The sequence below is a fragment of the Proteus genomosp. 4 str. ATCC 51469 genome, assembly GCF_003144375.1.
Classification (GTDB): Bacteria; Pseudomonadota; Gammaproteobacteria; order Enterobacterales; family Enterobacteriaceae; genus Proteus.
On the sequence record NZ_PENV01000021.1, the window covers coordinates 40,797 to 62,175 of the forward strand.

Consider the following 21,379-nt stretch of genomic DNA (forward strand, 5'->3'; position numbering starts at 1 on the left):
TATTGCTGATAAGGATCGCACAAGTTGATTATAAAATAAATCGACTCAGATCTTCATCTGCTACAAGCTCATCCAGATGCTGTTTCACATATTCTGCATCAATCAATATAGATTGACCTTGTCGTTCGCTTGCATCGTAGGAAATTTCTTCCATTAAGCGTTCTAAAACAGTATGTAAACGACGAGCACCGATATTTTCGGTCGTTTCATTTACACGCCACGCTGATTCAGCAATTTTGCGAATACCGTCTTCAGTAAAGCTAATAGAAACCCCTTCGGTTGCCATTAAAGCTTCATACTGTTTTGTTAACGATGCATTAGGCTCTGTAAGAATACGCTCAAAATCTTCTGCTGTCAGCGCTTGAAGTTCAACGCGAATTGGCAGACGTCCTTGCAACTCAGGAATTAAATCAGAAGGACTGGAAACTTGGAAAGCACCTGACGCAATAAACAGAATATGGTCTGTTTTTACCATACCGTGTTTTGTTGAAACTGTACAACCTTCAACCAGTGGTAAGAGGTCACGTTGTACACCTTCACGAGAAACGTCAGGGCCAGAACTTTGACCGCCACGTTTACAGATTTTGTCTACTTCATCAATAAAAACAATACCGTGTTGTTCTACCGCATCAATAGCTTGTTGTTTAAGCTCTTCAGGATTAACTAATTTAGCGGCTTCTTCTTCAACAATCAGCTTAAACGCATCTTTGATTTTCATCTTACGCGCTTTTTGTTTTTGCCCAGCTAAATTTTGGAACATAGATTGTAATTGATTTGTCATCTCTTCCATTCCTGGAGGAGCCATGATTTCAACACCCATTGGTGTTGCAGATAATTCAATTTCAATCTCTTTATCGTCTAATTGACCTTCACGTAATTTTTTACGGAAAGATTGACGAGCGGCTGAAGGTTCAGAGGTTTGCTCTGTGACACCCCAGTTATTTTTTGCAGGTGGAATAAGCGCATCAAGAATGCGTTCCTCAGCCATTTCCTCAGCACGGAAACGATTTTTATCAATCGCTTGGCTACGCACCATTTTGACTGCAGAGTCGGTTAAGTCACGGATAATAGAATCAACTTCTTTACCTACATAACCCACTTCTGTGAATTTAGTTGCTTCTACTTTGATGAAAGGTGCATTGGCTAATTTTGCTAAACGACGTGCAATTTCAGTTTTACCCACACCAGTAGGGCCAATCATCAGAATATTTTTAGGTGTTACTTCATGGCGCAGCGCTTCGTCGAGCTGCATGCGACGCCAGCGGTTACGTAGGGCAATTGCCACAGCACGTTTCGCTTTATCTTGACCAATAATAAATCTATCAAGTTCGCTGGCTATTTCGCGAGGAGTCATTTCAGACATGCTCTCAAATCCTTACTCTTTTGAAGAGAGTTCTTCAAAGTTGACATTATGGTTAGTGTAAATACAGATATCTCCAGCGATGCTCAGCGCTTTTTCAGCGATCTCGCGTGCAGAAAGCTCAGTATTTTCTAGCATGGCTCTTGCCGCTGCTTGTGCATAAGGGCCACCAGAACCGATTGCAATTAAATCGTTTTCTGGTTGAACAACATCACCATTACCTGTGATGATAAGTGATGTGTTTTCATCTGCAACAGCAAGTAGTGCTTCTAATTTGCGCAGCATTCTGTCTGTACGCCAATCTTTTGCTAGCTCTACCGCAGCTTTGGTTAAATGCCCTTGGTGAAGTTCTAATTTGCGTTCAAACAGTTCAAAAAGAGTAAAAGCATCAGCAGTGCCGCCAGCAAATCCCGCAATGACTTTGTCGTTATAAAGACGGCGTACTTTGCGAACATTGCCTTTCATGACGGTATTACCCATCGTCGCCTGTCCATCACCACCGATTACAACTTGGCCCTTACGGCGAACACTTACGATTGTAGTCATGAGTCAGCCCCTGGTTTAATCAATAAAAATGAGACGGGAAGTGCTTATATTTGAAATACAGCACTGCCCGTTATGTGAATTAGAATTATAGGTGGGGGAGAAAATTTATTTTTCAACCCCCAGAAGAGCGAAGAATACAACCGGATACGCCAGCACCGGCGGCTTGTCTACTTACTGAATTGGCTTGTTCTTTACTGTAAGGGCCTGATAATACGCGTATCCAGCCATCATTGCCTTTTGTTACTCGGCTTTCAACACCAGAAAAAGCCAGAGTAGCTCTTACTGATTCGGCTTGCTCTGTATTTTTAAATGAGCCACATTGCACTAAAAAGTTTGCTTCAGTAACAGCAGGTTTAGGCGGTGTAACAACAGCCGGTGCAGGTGCTTGCTCTGGTTGAGTCTGTGTTGGTTGTTGAACAACAGAAGGCTGGGGTGTTGCTGGTGGTGTTACTATCACTTGCGAGCGCGGAACTTCCCCATTGTAAGGGACTTCGGGTAACTGAACTGCAGGTTGACGTTTATCTGCTTCAATTTGTTGTAAAAATCTCAGCTGTTCAGGTGAAAGTGTTGCTTTCGGATTAATCTGGCTACCTGAAGAGGGAGATTCGGGCAATAAAGGTGTACCCACCTGGCGATTTTCCAGTTCTTTAATGTACTGCCAACGCTCTTGCGGTTTAGGCGGTAAACTATTTGCTGGATGTTGCCCAGTGATTGCTGGTGCTGTTTCTACGACTTCTTTTTTATTATGCGTAATAAAATAGAGGCCGCCGATAAACAGCGCCACAATTGCGATTGCCGCGATAAGTGTTGTTAAAGGCAGCCCTTTAGCAGCCTTTTTACTTTTACTTTTCGTTGTTTTTTTACGACGAGCAGATGTCTGCCCTCGTCCCACATAGTCTCGTTGTGCCACAGTTCGATTCGCTGATAATTAAAGGAATAGGTATCACGAACGATATGTTACTTAACATAGTGTGTTTTGCCTAGCTTTTAAGCTGACAGACACTATCTCTTATAATTAACTCACAATCTAATAAACGAGAACCCGGTGCGACAGGTCTACCTTGTAATTGATCAAGCAATAACAACATAGATTGACGTCCAATTTCATAACGGGGTTGTTCCATCGTTGTTAGTGCGGGTTCGCTGTAACGTGTGATATCAAGATTATCAAAACCAATAACAGAGAGATCTTTTGGGAGTTCTAACCCTAATTTTTTCGCCTGCCACATAACGCCAATCGCCATAATATCACTATGACAGAACACGGCAGTCGGTGGTTCAGGTAAAGAAATCAGTTTTTTCAGACTTTCTGCACCGCTTTCATGGGTAAAATCACCACGAATAATATAGTCTTCACGTAAAGGAACACCTGTTCTACGCATAGCTTGAATATAACCTTGTAAGCGATAACGACATAAAGGCATATCTTCTGGGCCTGTAATACAAGCAATACGCTTATGACCCATTTGCTGTAAATAGTGTGTTGCTCTAAAAGAGGCAGTGAGATTATCAATATGAACAGTAGGTAGCTCAAGTTCAGGTGCAAACTCATTTGCCATGATCATTGGAGGTAGGTTTTTCTGCTCTTCTTTGGAAACATCAAAAGGAATGTGTGAACCAAGCAGTAACATACCATCAATTTGTTTGGTGATAATGAGGTTAATAAATGCATTTTCGTGTTTTTGCTGATGTTTACAATCACCAATAAGAACGAGATAACCATGTTGTGCCGCAGTTTCTTCAATGCCACACACAACATCAGTAAAAAAAGGATCACTGATGTTAGGGACGATCACAAGGATCGTTTTTGACTCATTGCGCTTAAGATTTTTTGACAGGTTATGTGGGTAATAGCCCACGTCAAGAACAGCCTGTTCAACTTTCTGACGGGTTTGTGAGGATACTTTTTCCGGATTCATTAAAGTACGTGACACGGTTGCTGTGGACACGCCGGCTGCAAGGGCAACATCTTTCATTGTTGCTTGCGTATTATCTTTATTATTCTGTTGCAAACCCCATACCTCCCTTTTGGATGGTTTAGTTAAACGATTGCTTTTTTATTTGCAAAAAAACCGCCGGTGCTCAAAAAAAGATTTTATCGACGGTTTTAATTCGAGAAATATTCTAAATTGTTATTCTACCCGCTTTTTAAATAGATACTGTTACCTAGTTTGCATAAAAAGTGTGATACCAATCGTTTTTATGAGTTAGTTCGCAAAATTGATAAATAGTCTTGGACTGTAACTAGTATTTAATCAGAATTTTATTCTCAACATAAATTTGACTGAAATATATTCAAATAGACATAAAAAGACGATTAACAATCTGTTGGGTCAACATCAATATTCCATTTCACTTTCTTACTCTCAGGTAAAGCCACAATTTGAGGATAAGTGACGGACATTAGTTTTTGTAAATAACCCCGCGAAGGATGTTGTAGCAATAATTGCCAACGATAGTTCCCTCCACGTTTAGCTTGAATAGCAGGAACCGGCCCCATAACCCATAAATGGGGATCTCGCATTGGATGTTGTTCAAAAAACTGTTTGAGTTGCCGTAAAAATTGAGGTGCACGTTGGTTATTATGATCTTCTGAACGGATCATTATATGGCTGGAATAAGGCGGTAAGAAGGTGGCTTGTCGCTCTTGTAAGGCTTCTTTGGTAAAAGCATCATAGCCTTTCTCTAATAGCGTTAATAAAAGAGGGTGGTCAGGTTGGTGAGTTTGTAAATATACCGCGCCTTGCTTACCTGCTCGGCCTGCACGGCCTGATACTTGTGTATAAAGCTGGGCAAAACGTTCGGCCGCACGGAAATCACTGGAGAACAGAGCGCCATCAACATCCAGTAAAGCCACTAAAGTCACATCGGGAAAATGATGCCCTTTGGCTAGCATTTGTGTACCAATAAGAATGCGAGAGCCACCTTGGTAAATATCATCAAGTTGTTGCTCTAAAGCCCCTTTACGGCTGGTGGTATCTTTATCAATTCGTGTTACAGGCGTATCAGGAAATAACTCACCAATCCCTTGTTCAAGTTGCTCTGTTCCCAACCCTACAGGCATTAAATTCGTTGAACCGCATTGTGGGCATTGCGCTGGAATTCGTCGTTGACTATCACATTGATGGCAACGCAACATGCCATGCTTTTGATGTAGCGTGTAATAGTGATCACAGCGAGGGCATTCTGCTATCCATCCACACTCATGGCATAACAATGCGGGTGAAAATCCACGACGATTTAAAAAGAGCATGGCTTGGTTTCCTGCATTTAGATGCTCTTTTATCGCTTTAATAAGAATAGGAGACAGCCCTGTTGTGAGTGGTTGCCCTTTTAAATCAATTAAGTGTTCGGTTGCGGGCTTCGCATTGCCTGCTCGTTGGGTGAGTGTTAATTGCTGATATTTTTTCTGTTCAACATTAAAACTGGTTTCAATTGATGGCGTTGCTGTTCCCATCACGATAGGAATATTTTCTTGTTTCGCACGGAATACCGCTAAATCCCGTGCATGGTAACGCCAGCCATCTTGTTGTTTATAAGAGCTGTCGTGCTCCTCATCGATAATAATAATACCAAGATGTTGAAAAGGGGTAAGAAGTGCTGAACGCGTGCCAATAATAATCGCATTATCACCACGTTTGGCTCGTAACCAAACGGCTAAGCGTTCTGTATCATTTAATCCAGAATGCAAAACATCTACAGGGGCATTAAAACGTGCTTTAAAACGACGAATAGTTTGAGGCGTTAAGCCAATTTCAGGTACTAGAACTAAAGCTTGTTTACCTTGTGCGAGAATTTTTTCTAATACACTTAAGTAAACTTCTGTTTTGCCTGAACCGGTGATCCCTAATAACAACCAAGGTGAGAATTGATCAGCTTGAGCTGTAATGGCACCAACCGCTATAGCTTGTTCCGTATTTAATTTAAAGCGTTCACCTTGCACTGAAAAGTCATTGTGCCAATGTATGGGGGCGGGTTGTATTGGGCGTAAGTCTGCAAACTCTTTCTTTTTTAGGTTATTGAGTGTTGCAGTGGTGATATCGAATTCATCAAGCTGATGGCGATATAAAGGTGTACGACGAAGTGCGGCTAAGGCTTGTTGCTGTTTTTTCGCCCCTTTTAAACTGTTAAGGTCGAGATTAGCTCCCTCTTCTGTGGCATACCATTGCCATAACGGAGTAAATTCAGCGGGTTTGCCTTGTCGTAATAAAATAGGCATGGCATGAAATAATACTTCCCCTAAAGGGTAGTGATAATATGCGGAAGCCCAATTTAACATATCCCACAGAACACCTGGGAACAGTGTTTCAGTGTCGAGAATTTCCTCAATAGGTTTTAGCTTTTCGATAGGAAACTCACTGTGTGCGCTGAGTCCTTTGACAATACCAAGAGAACGGCGTTTATTCCCAAAAGGAACAATCACCCGACTGCCAATAACAGGCGCATTGATCTCTTCTGGTAACAGATAATCAAAGGAGGAGAACAGTGGTACAGGTAAAATTACCTGAACTATAGTCATATCAGGGTTTCCGAGTGTTTTAGCGAAAAGGTAACGCTAAGAATATCACAAAAAGTGTGCAGATTTCATTGCGCGTTTAGTGGATATTCTGTATGATCCGCCCCCTTTGGTAGATAAATTACCAGACACTTAATTTCAATCAACACGACGTGTGGTGTTCGGCTGTGGGCTGAATGGCGACACGGCCTTAGTAGAGGTTTTCCATGCAAAAAGATATCCATCCTAAATACGAAGAAATTACTGCATCTTGTTCTTGCGGTAACGTTATGAAAATCAACTCCACAGCAGGTCACAACCTGAATCTGGACGTTTGTGATAAATGCCACCCATTCTATACTGGTAAACAACGTGATGTTGCAACCGGTGGTCGTGTTGATCTGTTCAACAAACGTTTCAAAATCCCAGGCAGCAAATAAGATATTTGTTGTCACAAGATATCAGCAAAGCCTAATATCTTGCGGACAGTTTGGAATTGAAAAAAAGCCCAAAGTTTTTGCTTTGGGCTTTTTTGTTCGTGTTAATCAAGCAATTAGTCAATAAATCGACGCTGATTAATACTCCCAAGTATCGGGATCAACCCCGCGCTGGCGCATTATTTCTTTTGCCTCTTCAGGGATTTCATCGTTACGTTCTTTACGTAAGTCTTCATCATTTGGGAGAGGCTGTCCGGTAAATGCGTGCAAAAATGCTTCACACAATAATTCACTATTGGTTGCATGTTTTAGGTTATTAACCTGACGGCGAGTGCGTTCATCGGTTAAAATTTTCAACACTTTCAACGGAATTGAAACTGTGATTTTCTTAACTTGCTCACTCTTTTTGCCATGCTCAGCGTAAGGGCTGATATATTCACCGTTCCATTCAGCCATGGATTACCTTTATTAATATCATTTAGTTGAAGTCAGAATAGGGTTAACCCACATTCTGATGGGCGATACCAGTTTATCATGACTTTTCTAAAACCACCGACTGTTCTGACTGAAGGTGAGAGAAAAAGTAATAGTCACTGGTGATATCCTTAATTTGGCTATTATTTCATTACTTAATCTATCCGTAAAGGAGTTTAGATGTCTAGATGTATTGACGTCTTGGTGTCTAATTAGATATGCTGTTGTCGACTTTCCCTCTTATCGCTGTGACAAGGTGCCTGTATGACGAAGAAAACAGCAACAATTGCTATCCATAATGGGCTAAATGAAGACTCACAATTTGGTTGTGTAGTACCGCCTATCTATCTTTCTAGTACCTATAATTTTTTAGAATTTAATCAACCTCGTGACCATGATTATTCTCGCCGAGGTAATCCAACACGCGATATGGTGCAAAAAGCATTAGCAGAACTAGAAGGTGGCGTAGGCGCAGTTGTCACAAGTAGTGGAATGTCAGCTATTCATTTAATTTGCACAGTTTTTCTTAAACCAGGTGATGTCATTGTTGCACCTCATGACTGTTATGGGGGGAGTTATCGTCTGTTTAATAGTCAACAAGAACGTGGAGCTTATCGTGTCATTTTTGTTGATCAAAATGATGATGTTGCATTACAGCAAGCTTTGGCTCACAAGCCTAAAATTGTTTTTATTGAGACACCTAGCAACCCATTACTGAGAATAACGGATATTCGAAAGATCAGTGAATTGGCTCATCAACAAGGGGCTTTAGTGGTGGCGGATAACACCTTTATGAGCCCTGTTTTGCAAAAGCCGCTAACATTAGGCGCAGATATCGTTGTGCATTCCTGTACAAAATATCTTAATGGGCATTCTGATATTGTGGCAGGTGTTGTTATCTGTCAGAGTCAGAAATTGCTTGAGGAGTTAAGCTGGTGGGCAAATAATATCGGTGTGACATCTGGTGCGTTTGATAGCTATTTATTATTACGAGGTATAAGAACCCTCGTGCCACGAATTCGACTTCAACAAGAAAATGCACAGGCATTAGTGGCATTTTTACAGACACAATCTTTAGTCGAGAAAATATATTACCCCGCACTGGAAAATCATGCAGGCCATCAAATAGCAAAAAAACAGCAGCAAGGTTTCGGTGCGATGTTAAGTTTTGAGTTAAAAGGGGGATTGGCGGTGATTAAACTCTTTTTATCTCAATTAACACTCTTTACACTGGCAGAATCTTTAGGTGGGGTAGAAACCTTAATTTGTCACCCTGCCACGATGACACATGCAGGTATGTCAGATGAGGCGAAAAAAATAGCGGGGATCACTCCCTCATTGCTTCGGATCTCTGTAGGTATTGAAGATAGTCAGGATTTAATTAACGATTTGCAAAGTGCGTTTGATGCAGCAACTAAAAGGTAACCATGGATCATGAGCGTAGTGGCAATTAAACAACAGGCGGAACCGATTTGCCGCCAGTTACATAAATTCGGTGGTAGCAGTCTTGCAGACATAAAATGTTATCAACGTGTCGTGAATATCATGACAAACTATAGCCAACCTAATGATCTTATGGTGGTTTCAGCAGCAGGATCAACAACTAATCAGCTAATTAGCTGGCTCAAGCTGAGTCAAAGTGATCGCATTTCAGCGCATCAGGTTCAGCAAACATTACGACGTTACCAATTATCATTAATTGAAGGACTTCTTTCAAAAGAGAATGCGGAACTTCTCTCTCAAGCCTTTATTGCTGATCTCGAACGTTTGAGTTATTTGCTTGATAAACCTATTACAGATGCGACTTATGCCGAAGTTGTCGGTCATGGTGAAATTTGGTCTGCGAAATTAATGGCAAAATTACTGACTGAACAAGGTTTACCGAGTGTTTGGTTAGACGCCCGTGAATTTTTGTGTGCTGAAAGAGCCGCACAGCCTCAAGTGAACGAAACGTTATCTCGGCCATTATTGCAATCACTATTAGCCAAGCATCCTGAAAGCCGTTTTGTAGTCACTGGTTTTATTAGTCGTAACCAACAAGGTGAAACGGTTTTATTGGGGCGTAATGGCAGTGACTATTCAGCGACGCAAGTCGGTGCGTTAGCTGATGTCGGAAAAGTGACAATTTGGAGTGATGTTGCGGGGGTATATAGCGCTGACCCACGTAAAGTTAAAGATGCCTGCTTATTACCTCTATTACGTTTAGATGAAGCCAGTGAATTGGCGCGTTTAGCCGCCCCAGTTTTACATACACGTACATTGCAACCCGTATCAGGTAGTAACATTGATTTGCAACTTCGTTGTAGTTATCAACCAGAGCAGGGTTCTACACGCATAGAACGTGTCTTAGCATCAGGAACTGGTGCAAAGATAGTCACAAGCCACGACGATGTTTGTTTAATTGAGCTACAACTCTCATCCCATCAAAACTTTGAGCAAGTAGCAAAAGAAGTTGATGAATTACTTAAGCGTGCGCAAATTCGTCCTTTAGCAACTGGCGTGGATAAAGACAGCCAACTTTTACAACTTTGTTATACCAGTGAAGTGGCTAACAGTGCTTTAGATGTATTACAAGACGCAGTTTTGCCGGGTAAATTACATTTACGTGAAGGGTTCTCTTTAGTGGCGTTAGTTGGTGCAGGTGTGTGTAAAAATCCACTGCATTGCCATCGTTTTTATCAGCAACTTAAAGATCAACCAGTTGAATTTATTTGGCATGCTGAAGATAACATCAGTTTAGTCGCTGTATTGCGCAATTATACTGAGCATCTATTACAAGGTTTACACCAAACATTATTTAGAGCTGAAAAACAAATTGGCTTAGTGCTGTTTGGTAAAGGAAATATTGGTTCTCGTTGGTTAGAGCTTTTTGCTCGTGAACAAGAGCCGTTATCCGCACGCAGTGATTTTGAATTTATTCTTGCGGGTGTCGTTGATAGTCGTCGTAGTTTACTTGATTATCAAGGCATTGATCCTAGTCGTGCCTTGGCTTTTTTTGATGAAGAAGCCACAGAACATACTGAAGACTCACTTTATCTTTGGATGAGAGCACACCCTTATGATGATTTAGTGGTTGTTGATATTACGGCGAATGAGTCCCTTGCTGCATCTTATGAAGATTTTGCTAGCTATGGTTTTCATGTTATTAGCGCTAATAAAATTGCAGGCTCTGCATCAAGTTTGCGCTATCGCACCACACGAGATGCTTTCTCTAAAACTGGCCGTCACTGGTTATATAATGCCACTGTAGGTGCCGGTTTACCGATTAATCATACAGTGCGCGATTTACGTGAAAGTGGCGATTCCATTTTATCAATTAGTGGTATTTTCTCAGGTACATTATCGTGGTTATTCTTACAATTTGATGGCTCTGTGCCGTTTAGTGAATTGGTAGAACAAGCATGGCAACAAGGGTTAACAGAGCCAGATCCGCGAATTGATTTATCAGGACAAGATGTCATGCGTAAGTTGGTTATTCTTGCTCGTGAAGCAGGTTATGACATCGAGCCAGAGCAAGTACGAGTTGAATCTTTAGTGCCAGTACAAGCTGAGACAGGTTCTTTAGAAGAATTCTTTGATAACAGTGCGTTGATCAATGAGCAGATGGCACAGCGATTAGCAGCAGCAAATGAAATGGATATGGTATTGCGGTATATCGCGCGTTTTGATGCCAATGGAAAAGCTAAAGTGGGTGTGGAAGCAGTGAGAAAAGATCATCCACTGGCCTCATTGTTACCCGGAGATAATTTGTTTGCGATTGAAAGTCGTTGGTATCGTGATAATCCACTGATCATAAGAGGGCCGGGAGCAGGAAGAGATGTGACCGCTGGCGCAATTCAATCAGATTTAAACCGCCTCTCTCAATTACTATAATTTAATTATTTCTTTTTTATAAAGGTTATCAGCAGGTTAGTTTATGCTGATAACCTTTTGTCATTTTTGTGTCATATCACTCAATTTTTTTAAATTCTTTGGCTATACTTGAAGTATCTCTAGTCACAAAGGAGCGATTGATGTCAAAAGTAGTAAGACAGATTGTCCCACTAAGAAATGAAATGACGGAGGTGAACCATCAAGCTAAAGAGAACTATTGTCAGTAGCTCATGATGTGAAATTTAAGCGTCTTGAGTGGAAGTTGAAGTACAGTTACAACGTATTTGAACGTTATTAAGAGTACAATTCGATTTACCACGTGTTTTACAACAGACAATTTAATTTACTGAAAGAACAATTCGTTATTCTTAATTTAAAGCGCTGAATTTTCAGCGCTTTATTCGTTTTTAAGGCAAAATAGCAAAAGAACGTACAGGGAAACCACTAGCATTATTGGGTTTGGCTACAATGTTAAAAATAACAGCCCCACGAGTGGGAAGTTGATCTAAATTAGTCATTAATTCAATTTGATAAGTATCCTGTTCCAATACGTAATACTCACCTAATAACGCATTGTTTTTATGGAATTCTTTTGCTGGATCTGTATCAAATGTTTCATGACCAATGGCTTTTATTTTTCGTTCTTCAAATAAGAATTTGAGAGCATCAATCCCCCAACCCGGAATTTGATTTTTTCCTTCAGCATCTTTGTTATCCATCGCCTCTTGTGAAGGCCAGCGCTTGCTCCAATCAGTACGTAATGCGACAAAAGTACCCGCTTCAATTTCACCGTGCTGTTTTTCAAATTCAAGAATATCATTTTTTGAAAATGAGAAATTAGCGTCCAATTTTGCACGCTCTGATTGGTCAATAACAATCAATGGGAGTACCAATTCTTTCAGTTCTAATTCATGCAGATAGCGAGTATTAGGAACAAAATGGCAAGGTGCATCAATATGCGTACCGTATTGACCTGGAAATGTAAATTGCTGCGCAAAAAAGCCATCTTGATAATCAAAAAGGGTTTTAAACTGCGCGGGATCAAACATAAAAAAATGAGGCGAATCTTTATCAAAACTGTGTGTTAAATCGACCCATTTTTTAGATTTAATAATAGAAAGTGCATTAATTAATTCATTTTTCATTGGCTTCCCCTGTCTGATAACCAAAATAGTAATAGTGCGATTTGAGCATTTTTAATGTTATGGATGTTGAATTTGATTTTTTTAAACAAAATTGGGTTTGTTTGAGTGATAATAAATGTAAAGAAAAAATAAAATAAAGCGTTAAACCTATTTGATAATAAAAATCTTAATCTGACAGAGTGAGTAAAAAAAGATAAGAAAAATAAGGTATGAGATAGCGCTATTGGTTATAACACATCAGAGAAGTAGGCTAAAAAGTAAAAATAGACCAGACAAATTATCAATATTAAAAAAAATCATCTAAATTTTTCGCCAGATAAATTTTCACATATTCCCTCCTTTCTAGTAAAAAACTCTTCTTAGTAGATAAGAAACGAAAAAATGTCCTTATTCTTGGCAAAATTGAGCTAAAACAACACGAATATTAGCCATTCTTATAAGACTAAAGTCGTAATTAAATTTCAGAAAAATCCCCCAAAACGATTATTTTCTGATATGAATAGTAGGCTAAGTAAAAAAAGCAGTGTGGCTTATCACAAAAATCAAAATAAAGTCACATTAGAAATGAAAGTTAATTACACAACTGGGAGGACATGACTTTTCTGATAGGAAGATGCATGTTGTTACCGCCACAAAGACAAGGTCAGGAGTCTCATGAATCAACAATATTCTGCTATGCGTAGCAATGTCAGTATGCTTGGCAAGCTACTTGGAGATACGATAAAAGAAGCACTTGGTGAAGAAATTTTAGATAAGGTTGAATCTATTCGAAAACTATCTAAATCATCACGAGCAGGTAATGAAGTGCAGCGACAAAAGCTGCTACTCACGTTACAGAATCTCTCTAATGATGAATTATTACCTGTTGCTAGAGCATTCAATCAATTCTTGAACCTGACGAATGTAGCCGAACAATACCATAGCATTTCACCTCATGGTGAAGCTGCGAGTAATCCGGTGGCATTGGCAAAATTAATCTCTCGACTGAAAGATAAGAATTTTACGGATGCACAATTAAAAGAAGCCGTAGAACAAATCTCTATTGAGCTGGTATTAACGGCGCATCCAACCGAAATTGCACGTCGTACACTGATCCATAAGCTGGTTGAAGTTAATACTTGTTTATCTCAACTCGATCATGATGATTTAGCCGATTATGAACGCACGAATATTATGCGTCGCTTACGCCAGTTAGTTGCTCAATCATGGCACACAGATGAAATTAGAAAAATTCGTCCAACGCCAATTGATGAAGCAAAATGGGGTTTTGCTGTTGTTGAAAATAGCTTATGGGAAGGGGTTCCCGCTTTCCTACGTGAATTTAATGAACAACTTAAAGAATCGATAGACTACAACTTACCTGTAGAAGCCTCACCTATTCGTTTTACATCATGGATGGGGGGAGATCGTGATGGTAACCCAAATGTGACAGCTGAGATCACACGCCACGCTTTACTATTAAGCCGTTGGAAAGCCGCTGATTTATTCTTAAATGATATCCAAGTCCTTGTTTCAGAACTTTCGATGACAGAAAGTACACCTGAACTACGTGAATTGGCGGGTGGTGCTGAAGTTGCAGAGCCTTATCGTGAAATTGCTAAACAGTTACGTACTCGCTTACAAGTAACCCGCGATTATTTAGAACAACGCATTAAAGGCCAACAATCTCTGCCACCTGAAGGGTTATTAATTGATAATGCAGAGCTTTGGGAACCGCTATATGCGTGTTATCAATCGCTGACTCAGTGCGGTATGCGTATTATTGCTAATGGGCAACTATTAGATACATTACGTCGTATCCGTTGTTTTGGCTTACAACTGGTTAAACTGGATATTCGTCAAGAAAGTACCAATCACACAGAAGCGCTCTCTGAATTAACACAATATTTAGAGTTGGGGGATTATGCAGCTTGGTCGGAAGAGCAAAAACAAACATTCTTACTGGAAGAATTAAACTCTAAGCGTCCTCTTATTCCTACAAATTGGCAACCTAGCGCCCCAACACAAGAAGTCTTTGAGACTTGCCGTGTTATTGCACAATCACCAAAAGATTCTATCGCTTCTTATGTCATCTCAATGGCAAAAGTGCCTTCTGATGTATTAGCAGTAAAACTTTTATTAAAAGAAGCGGGTGCGGATATTCGCTTACCTGTTGCGCCGTTATTTGAAACACTTGAAGACTTAAATAACGCTGAAAGCGTGATGACGCGTTTGTTTGATATTCCATGGTATCGCGATTTAATTGATGACAAGCAAATGGTGATGATTGGCTATTCAGACTCTGCAAAAGATGCCGGTGTGATGGCTGCGTCATGGGCACAATATCGAGCTCAAGATTCGTTGATCAAACTCTGTGAAAAATCAGGCGTGACATTAACGTTATTCCATGGACGGGGCGGTACTATTGGTCGTGGCGGTGCGCCAGCTCATGCGGCATTACTTTCTCAACCACCGGGAAGCCTGAAAGGTGGCCTACGTGTAACTGAGCAAGGTGAAATGATCCGCTTTAAGTTTGGTTTGCCACAAGTGACAATCAGTAGCCTTGCTCACTATGCTGGTGCGATTTTAGAAGCAAATTTATTGCCACCTCCAGAGCCTAAAGCTCCTTGGATTGAAGTGATGGATTCATTGTCTGACGTTTCTTGTGCAATGTATCGTGACTATGTTCGAGGACAAGAAGATTTTGTGCCTTACTTTAGGGCGGCAACCCCTGAAGGGGAATTAGGAAAATTACCTCTTGGTTCACGTCCTGCCAAACGTCGCCCAACGGGTGGTGTTGAAACTTTGCGTGCTATCCCGTGGATCTTCGCATGGACACAAAATCGCTTAATGTTACCTGCTTGGCTAGGTGCTGGTGCTGCATTACAGCATGAAATTGATAGCGGAAAACAAGCGGTATTAGACGATATGTGTGAAAACTGGCCGTTCTTCAATACACGTATTGCTATGTTGGAAATGGTGTATGCCAAAGCGGATTTATGGTTAGCAGAATATTATGATCAACGTTTAGTTGAGGAGCGTTTATGGCCATTAGGAGCGAAATTACGCCAACAACTTTCCGATGATATAAAGAGTGTCTTGGCAATTTCAAAAGATGAGCACTTAATGGCTGATTTACCATGGGTTGCAGAATCTATTGCACTACGTAATGTGTATACCGATCCATTAAACGTACTTCAGGCTGAATTATTGCAGCGCTCTCGTACTCATAGCGAGTCTGATCCTCGAATTGAACAAGCGCTAATGGTTACAATCGCTGGTATTGCGGCAGGTATGCGTAATACTGGTTAGTACTTCACGAGTTAAAAATTAAAAACAGCGCTTAATTAGGCGCTGTTTTTTTTATGCTTATTTATTTTAAAGATGTGATAAATAAAATGCAGTTAACACGAAAAATAAACCAGCGTTGATGCCAATCAGTTACTCCTTTATTGAGAGAGGAAAATAAAGCGCAACTAGAAAATTGTTTTGCGATTATTTTTTGATTTTTTGCATCACAACATTTACGAAAAAGAATAAAAAAACTGCCTAACTCACGAATGGCCTGTTGGCGGAGTGCTTTTGCTAATAACTGATCAGATTGTTTATCGGCTTCTTTTAATAGTTGTAAGATTATCTGCAAATAACTTTGTGTTCGTTTGGCTTCTTTTTGTGGATCGGGTTTACGTGTAATAGAGTCAGGATTAGCACAGTAATAATAGAGAGGTTGGTTATCAAAACCTATTCTCTCTGCAGCAAGTGCTAATTGTGTTGTCCACAGAATATCTTCATGATAAAGCCCCTCAATAAATCGAAGTTGGTATTTTTTTATTAAGTCATGCCGGATTAATTGCAACCAAACGAAATGTGGCCATTGATGTTGAGTGACGGCATAAATGATCCACTCACTGCCTTTGATGACTTTTTGATAAGGTTGTCGTTGATGGATTGGTCTTTGGTGCTTTTTAAGATCACTTGGATTGAATCGTTCGCCATTGCCAATTAACACATCAACGTGTTGCGTAACGGCTAGTTGATACCAATGTGCAAGTAATTCAGGCTTGATAAAATCATCACTATCAAAAAAAACTATCCATTCGCCTTGGGCATATTTTAAACCTGTGTTTCTTGCGCTAGATAATCCCTGATTAGTTTGATGATGAATCTTTACACGTGCATCTTTTTGACAATAAGACGTTGCGATTTCAGCACTATTATCTGTCGAACCATCATTAATAATAATGACTTCAATATCGGTGAAAGTTTGAGTGATCACACTATCCAATAATCTCGTAATACGAGACGCTTCATTAAACATAGGAACGATGACAGAAATTTGGGGTGTTTTCACAAGATTGAGCCAATTATCAATAAATAAAGTTTTACTATCTTACCCTTTTTTTGCCTCTTCATAAGACTCAATCGCTCTTATTCGTGCTTTGGCGTGATCAACTATGGGTAATGGGTAATCAAGAGGATTATTGGTTTTTGCTGCCCACTCATGAGGTGTGTGAATATACCGACTAGGCACATTGGCTAGCTCCGGAAGCCAATGACGGATAAATTCGCCATCGGGATCAAACTTACGGCCTTGGGTTGTGGGATTGAATATTCGAAAATAAGGTACTGCATCGGTTCCTGTGGACGCGGCCCATTGCCAGCCACCATTATTTGATGCGAAATCGCCATCAATAAGTTGTGACATAAAATAACGTTCACCCCAACGCCAATCAATTAACAAATCTTTGATAAGAAAACTTGCTGTGAGCATACGTAAACGGTTATGCATCCAACCAGTCTGATTAAGTTGTCTCATGGCAGCATCAATAATAGGAAATCCAGTTAAACCCTGTGCCCAAGCATTAAATTCCTCTTTATCATTGCGCCAATTAATTTTTTCTGTCCAAAGCTGAAAGGCAATGTGTTTGCATAAATGGGGATTAGCCACAATTAAGTGTTGATAAAACTCTCGCCAAACCAATTCGTTAAACCACACAAAAGCACCTGATGCACTGTTTTCTAAAAAATCAGGCTCTGTTTGGTATAGGCGATTAAAACATTGGCGAATAGACAATAATCCAATCGAAAGATAAGGGGATAATCGACTTGTGCCATCTACTGCAGGAATGTCCCGCCATTTTGTATAATGTGGGGCGCTTTCATAACAGAATTGTTTTAAACGTTTAAGTGCTTCTTCTTCAGTGGCGATAAAAGAGGGTGAGCTTATATTTTCAAGTGAAAACAACGGGGCTTTTAAAGGTGATACCGCTTTTTGATGTGTTCTGATCTCTGGAATAGGTAACGAAGCGTTATCTTGTGAAAAAAAGAGCCGCAAGAATGCATTTCTAAAGGGAGTAAAAACCTTATACATCTCTCCTTGTTGGGTGACTACATTACCCGGTGGAATAAACACATTGTCATGATAGGCATAAACGGTTGTCTTGTTCTCTAGTAATTCTGTGACTTTTTTATCACGGCGTTGCTCATTAAGGGCATATTGGTGATTGAAAAAAAGCGCGGTAACTTGATGTTGTTGACAATAGTGTGCGACTTCATTGGCGGCATTTGAATAAGTGTCACTAATCACTAATGTTAGTGGAATATTAAGTTTTGCCAGCGATATCGAAAGATTAAGTAATGCATCATGAATAAATGCCTGACATGACAAAGCCATATGATGAGCTTTCCATTGTTCAGGCGTAATAGTGAAAAGGGCATGCACCTGTGCGTGTTTATCTTGGCAAGCATTAAAGAGTGCTTTGTTATCCATCACTCTTAAATCATTACGAAACCAAACTAAATGAACAGGGGACGGGTGCATGTAACCTCTCTTAATCTAACTTAGGATGTTGATCGATAAGGGCTTGGCGTTTTTTCTGCAATGCTTCAATTTCCGCTTCGATATCTTCAACACGGTGTTCGATACTATCATAGTGCTCTGATAAAATTTCTTTAGCTTCTGATTTATCAGATGCTGCCGGTGTTGCTCCACGTAACGGTTTGTTGGCAGTTTCAATCATTTTAATCCCTGTGATCAAACCGACAACGGCAACAATCATCAGATAATAAGCAGGCATATATAAATCACCGGTCGCTTCAACTAACCATGCAGCAGCTGTTGGTGTTGCACCCGCAATTAATACTGAGATATTAAATGCGATTGCTAATGCACTATAACGAATATGGGTCGGGAATATGGCAGGTAAAATGGATGCCATTACTCCTGTAAAACAGTTAAGTAAAACCGCAAGAATTAATAATCCTAAGAAAATCAAACCGATTTCATCACTGTTAATCATCATAAACGCAGGGTAAGCAAGGACAAATAAGCCAATACTACCGCCAATAACAAAGGGTTTACGGCCAATTTTGTCACTCAATAACCCAATTACAGGTTGTACGAACAACATACCTATCATAATCGCGATGATGATCAGTACACCGTGATCTGCCGAATAATTTAGGTTATGAGATAAATAACTCGGCATATAGGTTAATAACATATAGTAGGTGACATTAGTGGCAATCACTAAACCTACACATACGGTTAAACTTTTCCAATATTTTGATGCGATTTCACGTAATGAAACACGAGGTGGATCTTGAATAGATTTTCGGTCGTCGCTATTCATTGCATCAACGTGTTGTTGGAATGCAGGTGTTTCTTCTAAAGCATGACGTAAATATAAGCCAATAAGACCTAACGGTAATGCTAAGAAGAACGGAATACGCCATCCCCATTCATGAAATGCGGTTTCACCCAAAATAGTTGAGATAAGTACAACAACACCCGCACCCATGACAAAGCCGGCGATGGAACCGAAATCTAACCAGCTTCCCATAAATCCACGTTTACGATCTGGTGAGTATTCAGCAACGAAAATTGCTGCTCCTGAATATTCACCACCAATAGAGAAACCTTGTGCTAGCTTGGCAAGTAATAATAAGACTGGTGCCCAAATACCGATGGTTTCATATGCAGGGATAAGACCGATGGCAAACGTACTGAGTGCCATAATAATGATGGTGACAGATAACACTTTCTGCCGACCGAATTTATCCCCTAGCATTCCAAAAACAACACCCCCTAATGGTCTTATCAAGAAAGGTACAGAGAAAGTGGCAAGAGCCGCAATCATCTGTACGCCAGGTGATGCTCCAGGGAAGAAGACTTGACCTAAAACGTAAGCGAGGAAGCCATAAACACCAAAATCGAACCATTCCATGGCATTACCTAATGCGGCAGCAGTAATGGCTTTTTTGAGCTTACTATCATCAATAATGGTTATATCATTGATTTGTAGTGGTTTATTTCTTTTTTTCTTCATTTTCATATTAAGTGACCTTTATTAAGGTATTCGTAATTTCTTGTTATTCAATTAATTAAAAGAAATGAAGTGACTATTTGTTAGCGAGAAGAGTGAGTGATAAAAATTCACTAAAAAACAGCTTACTTCTACCAAAATTAAATAGTGATATTAAGTTAATAGATAAGAGAATATTTATTAAGTATAGATGAGATTGAATAAGGTAATAGGAAGTTTTCTTTGTTGTTTTGATATAACAAAACATAGCCTCTAAGTATTAAAATGTGATCGTTATCATAACGTAATTCTGCTTTTCTGTAAAATTTATGGTGTTAGTGATTGTAAATTTAGCTTAAGTAAAGGGAAAGTATTTGCAATAAAATCGTGAAGTAAAAATTAAAATTCTATTTTAATAACATGATGTTAGGCTGGTTTATTGTTTTTTTGATTCAGGCTAACGCATTTGTATGAGTATTGTGCATAATACAAAGGTTGATAGATAAGTAGAAAATAATAACACCTTATTTTGCTTTATTATTCTTTCGAATAGTTAAAGTGAATGTGTGGATAATAGAATAGATCTCGCTATTCTTATTATAAGATTAAATCAAGATAGTATGACGAGATATCACGATAGAGATATTAAAGATAGTTTATCTATTACTCATATTTAGAATAAAAATTTATAAAATTAATAATTAACCGCGCATTTGTGCAGATTAACCCAGGTACCTCTATGAACATTAATCAACTGAAAAGCTTTGTTGAAGTCGTAAAAAATAATTTCAACATTACTAATGCGGCTGAAAAACTCTACACCTCTCAACCCACAATTAGTAAACAACTCAAAATATTAGAAGATGAGCTCAGTGTGTCTCTGTTTGTCCGTAAAAATAATAATTTATTGGCATTAAGCCCAATGGGTAAAGAAGTGCATAAAATTGCCTGCGATATTCTCGGGCAAGTTGATCGAATTAAAAGCATTGTGGCTGAAGAAGATCGTAATAAAAAAGTTGATTTGCATATTGCGACAACACATACCCAAATTCGCTATTCATTGCCCAATGTTATTGACCATTTTCGGCGTTATTACCCTAATATTTCCTTGCATTTTCATCAAGGAGCACCAGCTCAATTAGCGGAAATGGTCAAAAATGGTGATGTGGATTTTGCTATAGCAACAGAGTCTATGCACTTGTATAAAGATTTAATTACTCTGCCTTGTTATCGCTGGACACGTAGTTTACTCGTTCCTTATGACCATCCTCTTGCTGAATTACAAGATGATGAACAAGTCACTATTGAACAAATGGCTGAGTATCCATTAATTACTTATGTTTTTGGTTTTACTCGGGGATCGAAGTTAGACAAGGTATTTTATAAAAATAATCTTAAGCCCAAAGTAGCATTAACGGCAACGGATACAGAGATTATTAAATATTACGTTAAGCGTCATTTAGGTATTGGTGTTATTGCAACGGCTTCTTATGATGAAACGGAAGATAGTGGTGCATTAAAATGTATAAACATCGATCATCTTGTACAACCGAGTTATACCCATATCTGTGTCAGTAAACATACGCATATGAAAGATTATATGCATGAGTTTATTTCTCTTTATGCTCCTCATATTGATAAAAATATTATTCAGATGCCAGAGCAGTGGGAAAGCCAATGGCATAGTAAAGAGGTCTACCAAGAATTACCTGATTTACGCTCTGTAAATATCAATAATAGCGTTGCAGAATAGACATCAGATCAGA

The 21,379-nt window shown here is 39.5% G+C and carries 15 protein-coding genes; 5 read left to right on the forward strand and 10 right to left on the reverse strand.

Going from position 1 to position 21,379, the window contains the following annotated elements:
• Nucleotides 1–28: 28 nt before the first annotated feature.
• The 5 genes from hslU to priA all read right to left on the reverse strand — a co-directional run bounded on the left by hslU (nt 29) and on the right by priA (nt 6,425).
• A complete protein-coding gene (gene hslU, locus DK866_RS17305) occupies nt 29–1,363 on the reverse strand; it encodes an HslU--HslV peptidase ATPase subunit (protein WP_109409911.1) in 1,335 nt (444 codons plus the stop codon).
• A gap of 12 nt (nt 1,364–1,375) precedes the next feature.
• Entirely contained in the window at nt 1,376–1,906 is a 531-nt protein-coding gene (gene hslV / locus DK866_RS17310) for an ATP-dependent protease subunit HslV (RefSeq protein ID WP_006534149.1), read from the reverse strand.
• 112 nt (nt 1,907–2,018) lie between these two features.
• Nucleotides 2,019–2,816 carry a cell division protein FtsN gene (gene ftsN / locus DK866_RS17315; protein WP_109409912.1) on the reverse strand — a complete coding sequence of 266 codons (798 nt, stop codon included), beginning with the start codon at nt 2,814–2,816 and terminating at the stop codon, nt 2,019–2,021.
• Nucleotides 2,817–2,886: 70 nt separating this feature from the next.
• The gene (cytR, locus tag DK866_RS17320; RefSeq protein WP_036933288.1) at nt 2,887–3,918 is read right to left on the reverse strand and encodes a DNA-binding transcriptional regulator CytR; all 1,032 of its coding nucleotides are present in this window, start codon (nt 3,916–3,918) and stop codon (nt 2,887–2,889) included.
• 305 nt (nt 3,919–4,223) lie between these two features.
• Nucleotides 4,224–6,425, reverse strand: coding sequence for a primosomal protein N' (gene priA, locus DK866_RS17325; RefSeq protein ID WP_109409913.1), 2,202 nt, complete (start codon nt 6,423–6,425; stop codon nt 4,224–4,226).
• Between the two features lie 203 nt (nt 6,426–6,628).
• Between priA and rpmE the strand changes: the two genes are divergently transcribed.
• A complete protein-coding gene (gene rpmE, locus DK866_RS17330) occupies nt 6,629–6,841 on the forward strand; it encodes a 50S ribosomal protein L31 (RefSeq protein ID WP_006534140.1) in 213 nt (70 codons plus the stop codon).
• Nucleotides 6,842–6,976: 135 nt separating this feature from the next.
• Here the strand turns inward: rpmE and metJ are convergent, their stop codons facing one another.
• Nucleotides 6,977–7,294, reverse strand: coding sequence for a met regulon transcriptional regulator MetJ (metJ, locus tag DK866_RS17335; protein ID WP_006534139.1), 318 nt, complete (start codon nt 7,292–7,294; stop codon nt 6,977–6,979).
• A gap of 282 nt (nt 7,295–7,576) precedes the next feature.
• Here metJ and metB point away from each other — a divergent pair, with 282 nt between their 5' ends.
• Entirely contained in the window at nt 7,577–8,737 is a 1,161-nt protein-coding gene (gene metB, locus DK866_RS17340; protein WP_109409914.1) for a cystathionine gamma-synthase, read from the forward strand.
• Nucleotides 8,738–8,746: 9 nt separating this feature from the next.
• A complete protein-coding gene (locus DK866_RS17345) occupies nt 8,747–11,185 on the forward strand; it encodes a bifunctional aspartate kinase/homoserine dehydrogenase II (RefSeq protein ID WP_109409915.1) in 2,439 nt (812 codons plus the stop codon).
• Between the two features lie 407 nt (nt 11,186–11,592).
• Here the strand turns inward: DK866_RS17345 and DK866_RS17350 are convergent, their stop codons facing one another.
• A complete protein-coding gene (locus tag DK866_RS17350) occupies nt 11,593–12,330 on the reverse strand; it encodes a cyclase family protein (protein WP_109409916.1) in 738 nt (245 codons plus the stop codon).
• 654 nt (nt 12,331–12,984) lie between these two features.
• On the opposite strand from DK866_RS17350, the gene ppc reads away from it, so the two are divergent.
• Nucleotides 12,985–15,621 (forward strand): phosphoenolpyruvate carboxylase, encoded by a 2,637-nt coding sequence (gene ppc, locus DK866_RS17355; RefSeq protein WP_109409917.1) that lies wholly within the window; start codon nt 12,985–12,987, stop codon nt 15,619–15,621.
• A 61-nt stretch (nt 15,622–15,682) separates the two neighbouring features.
• On the opposite strand, the gene DK866_RS17360 is transcribed toward ppc, so the two are convergent.
• From DK866_RS17360 to proP, 3 genes are read right to left on the reverse strand one after another with little or no spacing between them, the layout of a single operon-like run.
• Nucleotides 15,683–16,660, reverse strand: coding sequence for a glycosyltransferase (locus DK866_RS17360; protein ID WP_109409918.1), 978 nt, complete (start codon nt 16,658–16,660; stop codon nt 15,683–15,685).
• A gap of 39 nt (nt 16,661–16,699) precedes the next feature.
• Nucleotides 16,700–18,130 (reverse strand): deoxyribodipyrimidine photo-lyase, encoded by a 1,431-nt coding sequence (gene phrB / locus DK866_RS17365; RefSeq protein WP_109409919.1) that lies wholly within the window; start codon nt 18,128–18,130, stop codon nt 16,700–16,702.
• 10 nt (nt 18,131–18,140) lie between these two features.
• Complete coding sequence (gene proP, locus DK866_RS17370; protein ID WP_109409920.1) at nt 18,141–19,643, reverse strand: glycine betaine/L-proline transporter ProP; 1,503 nt, start codon at nt 19,641–19,643, stop codon at nt 18,141–18,143.
• A gap of 709 nt (nt 19,644–20,352) precedes the next feature.
• Here proP and DK866_RS17375 point away from each other — a divergent pair.
• Complete coding sequence (locus DK866_RS17375; protein WP_109409921.1) at nt 20,353–21,366, forward strand: LysR substrate-binding domain-containing protein; 1,014 nt, start codon at nt 20,353–20,355, stop codon at nt 21,364–21,366.
• The last annotated feature ends 13 nt before the right edge of the window (nt 21,367–21,379 follow it).

Bases quoted from the DNA above. Each gene is read 5' to 3' on its own strand.
- hslU (WP_109409911.1), bottom strand. From the start codon at position 1,363: ATGTCTGAAATGACTCCTCGCGAAATAGCCAGCGAACTTGATAGATTT.
- hslV (WP_006534149.1), bottom strand. From the start codon at position 1,906: ATGACTACAATCGTAAGTGTTCGCCGTAAGGGCCAAGTTGTAATCGGT.
- priA (WP_109409913.1), bottom strand. From the start codon at position 6,425: ATGACTATAGTTCAGGTAATTTTACCTGTACCACTGTTCTCCTCCTTT.
- rpmE (WP_006534140.1), top strand. From the start codon at position 6,629: ATGCAAAAAGATATCCATCCTAAATACGAAGAAATTACTGCATCTTGT.
- metJ (WP_006534139.1), bottom strand. From the start codon at position 7,294: ATGGCTGAATGGAACGGTGAATATATCAGCCCTTACGCTGAGCATGGC.
- metB (WP_109409914.1), top strand. From the start codon at position 7,577: ATGACGAAGAAAACAGCAACAATTGCTATCCATAATGGGCTAAATGAA.
- DK866_RS17345 (WP_109409915.1), top strand. From the start codon at position 8,747: ATGAGCGTAGTGGCAATTAAACAACAGGCGGAACCGATTTGCCGCCAG.
- DK866_RS17350 (WP_109409916.1), bottom strand. From the start codon at position 12,330: ATGAAAAATGAATTAATTAATGCACTTTCTATTATTAAATCTAAAAAA.
- ppc (WP_109409917.1), top strand. From the start codon at position 12,985: ATGAATCAACAATATTCTGCTATGCGTAGCAATGTCAGTATGCTTGGC.
- phrB (WP_109409919.1), bottom strand. From the start codon at position 18,130: ATGCACCCGTCCCCTGTTCATTTAGTTTGGTTTCGTAATGATTTAAGA.
- proP (WP_109409920.1), bottom strand. From the start codon at position 19,643: ATGAAAATGAAGAAAAAAAGAAATAAACCACTACAAATCAATGATATA.
- DK866_RS17375 (WP_109409921.1), top strand. From the start codon at position 20,353: ATGAACATTAATCAACTGAAAAGCTTTGTTGAAGTCGTAAAAAATAAT.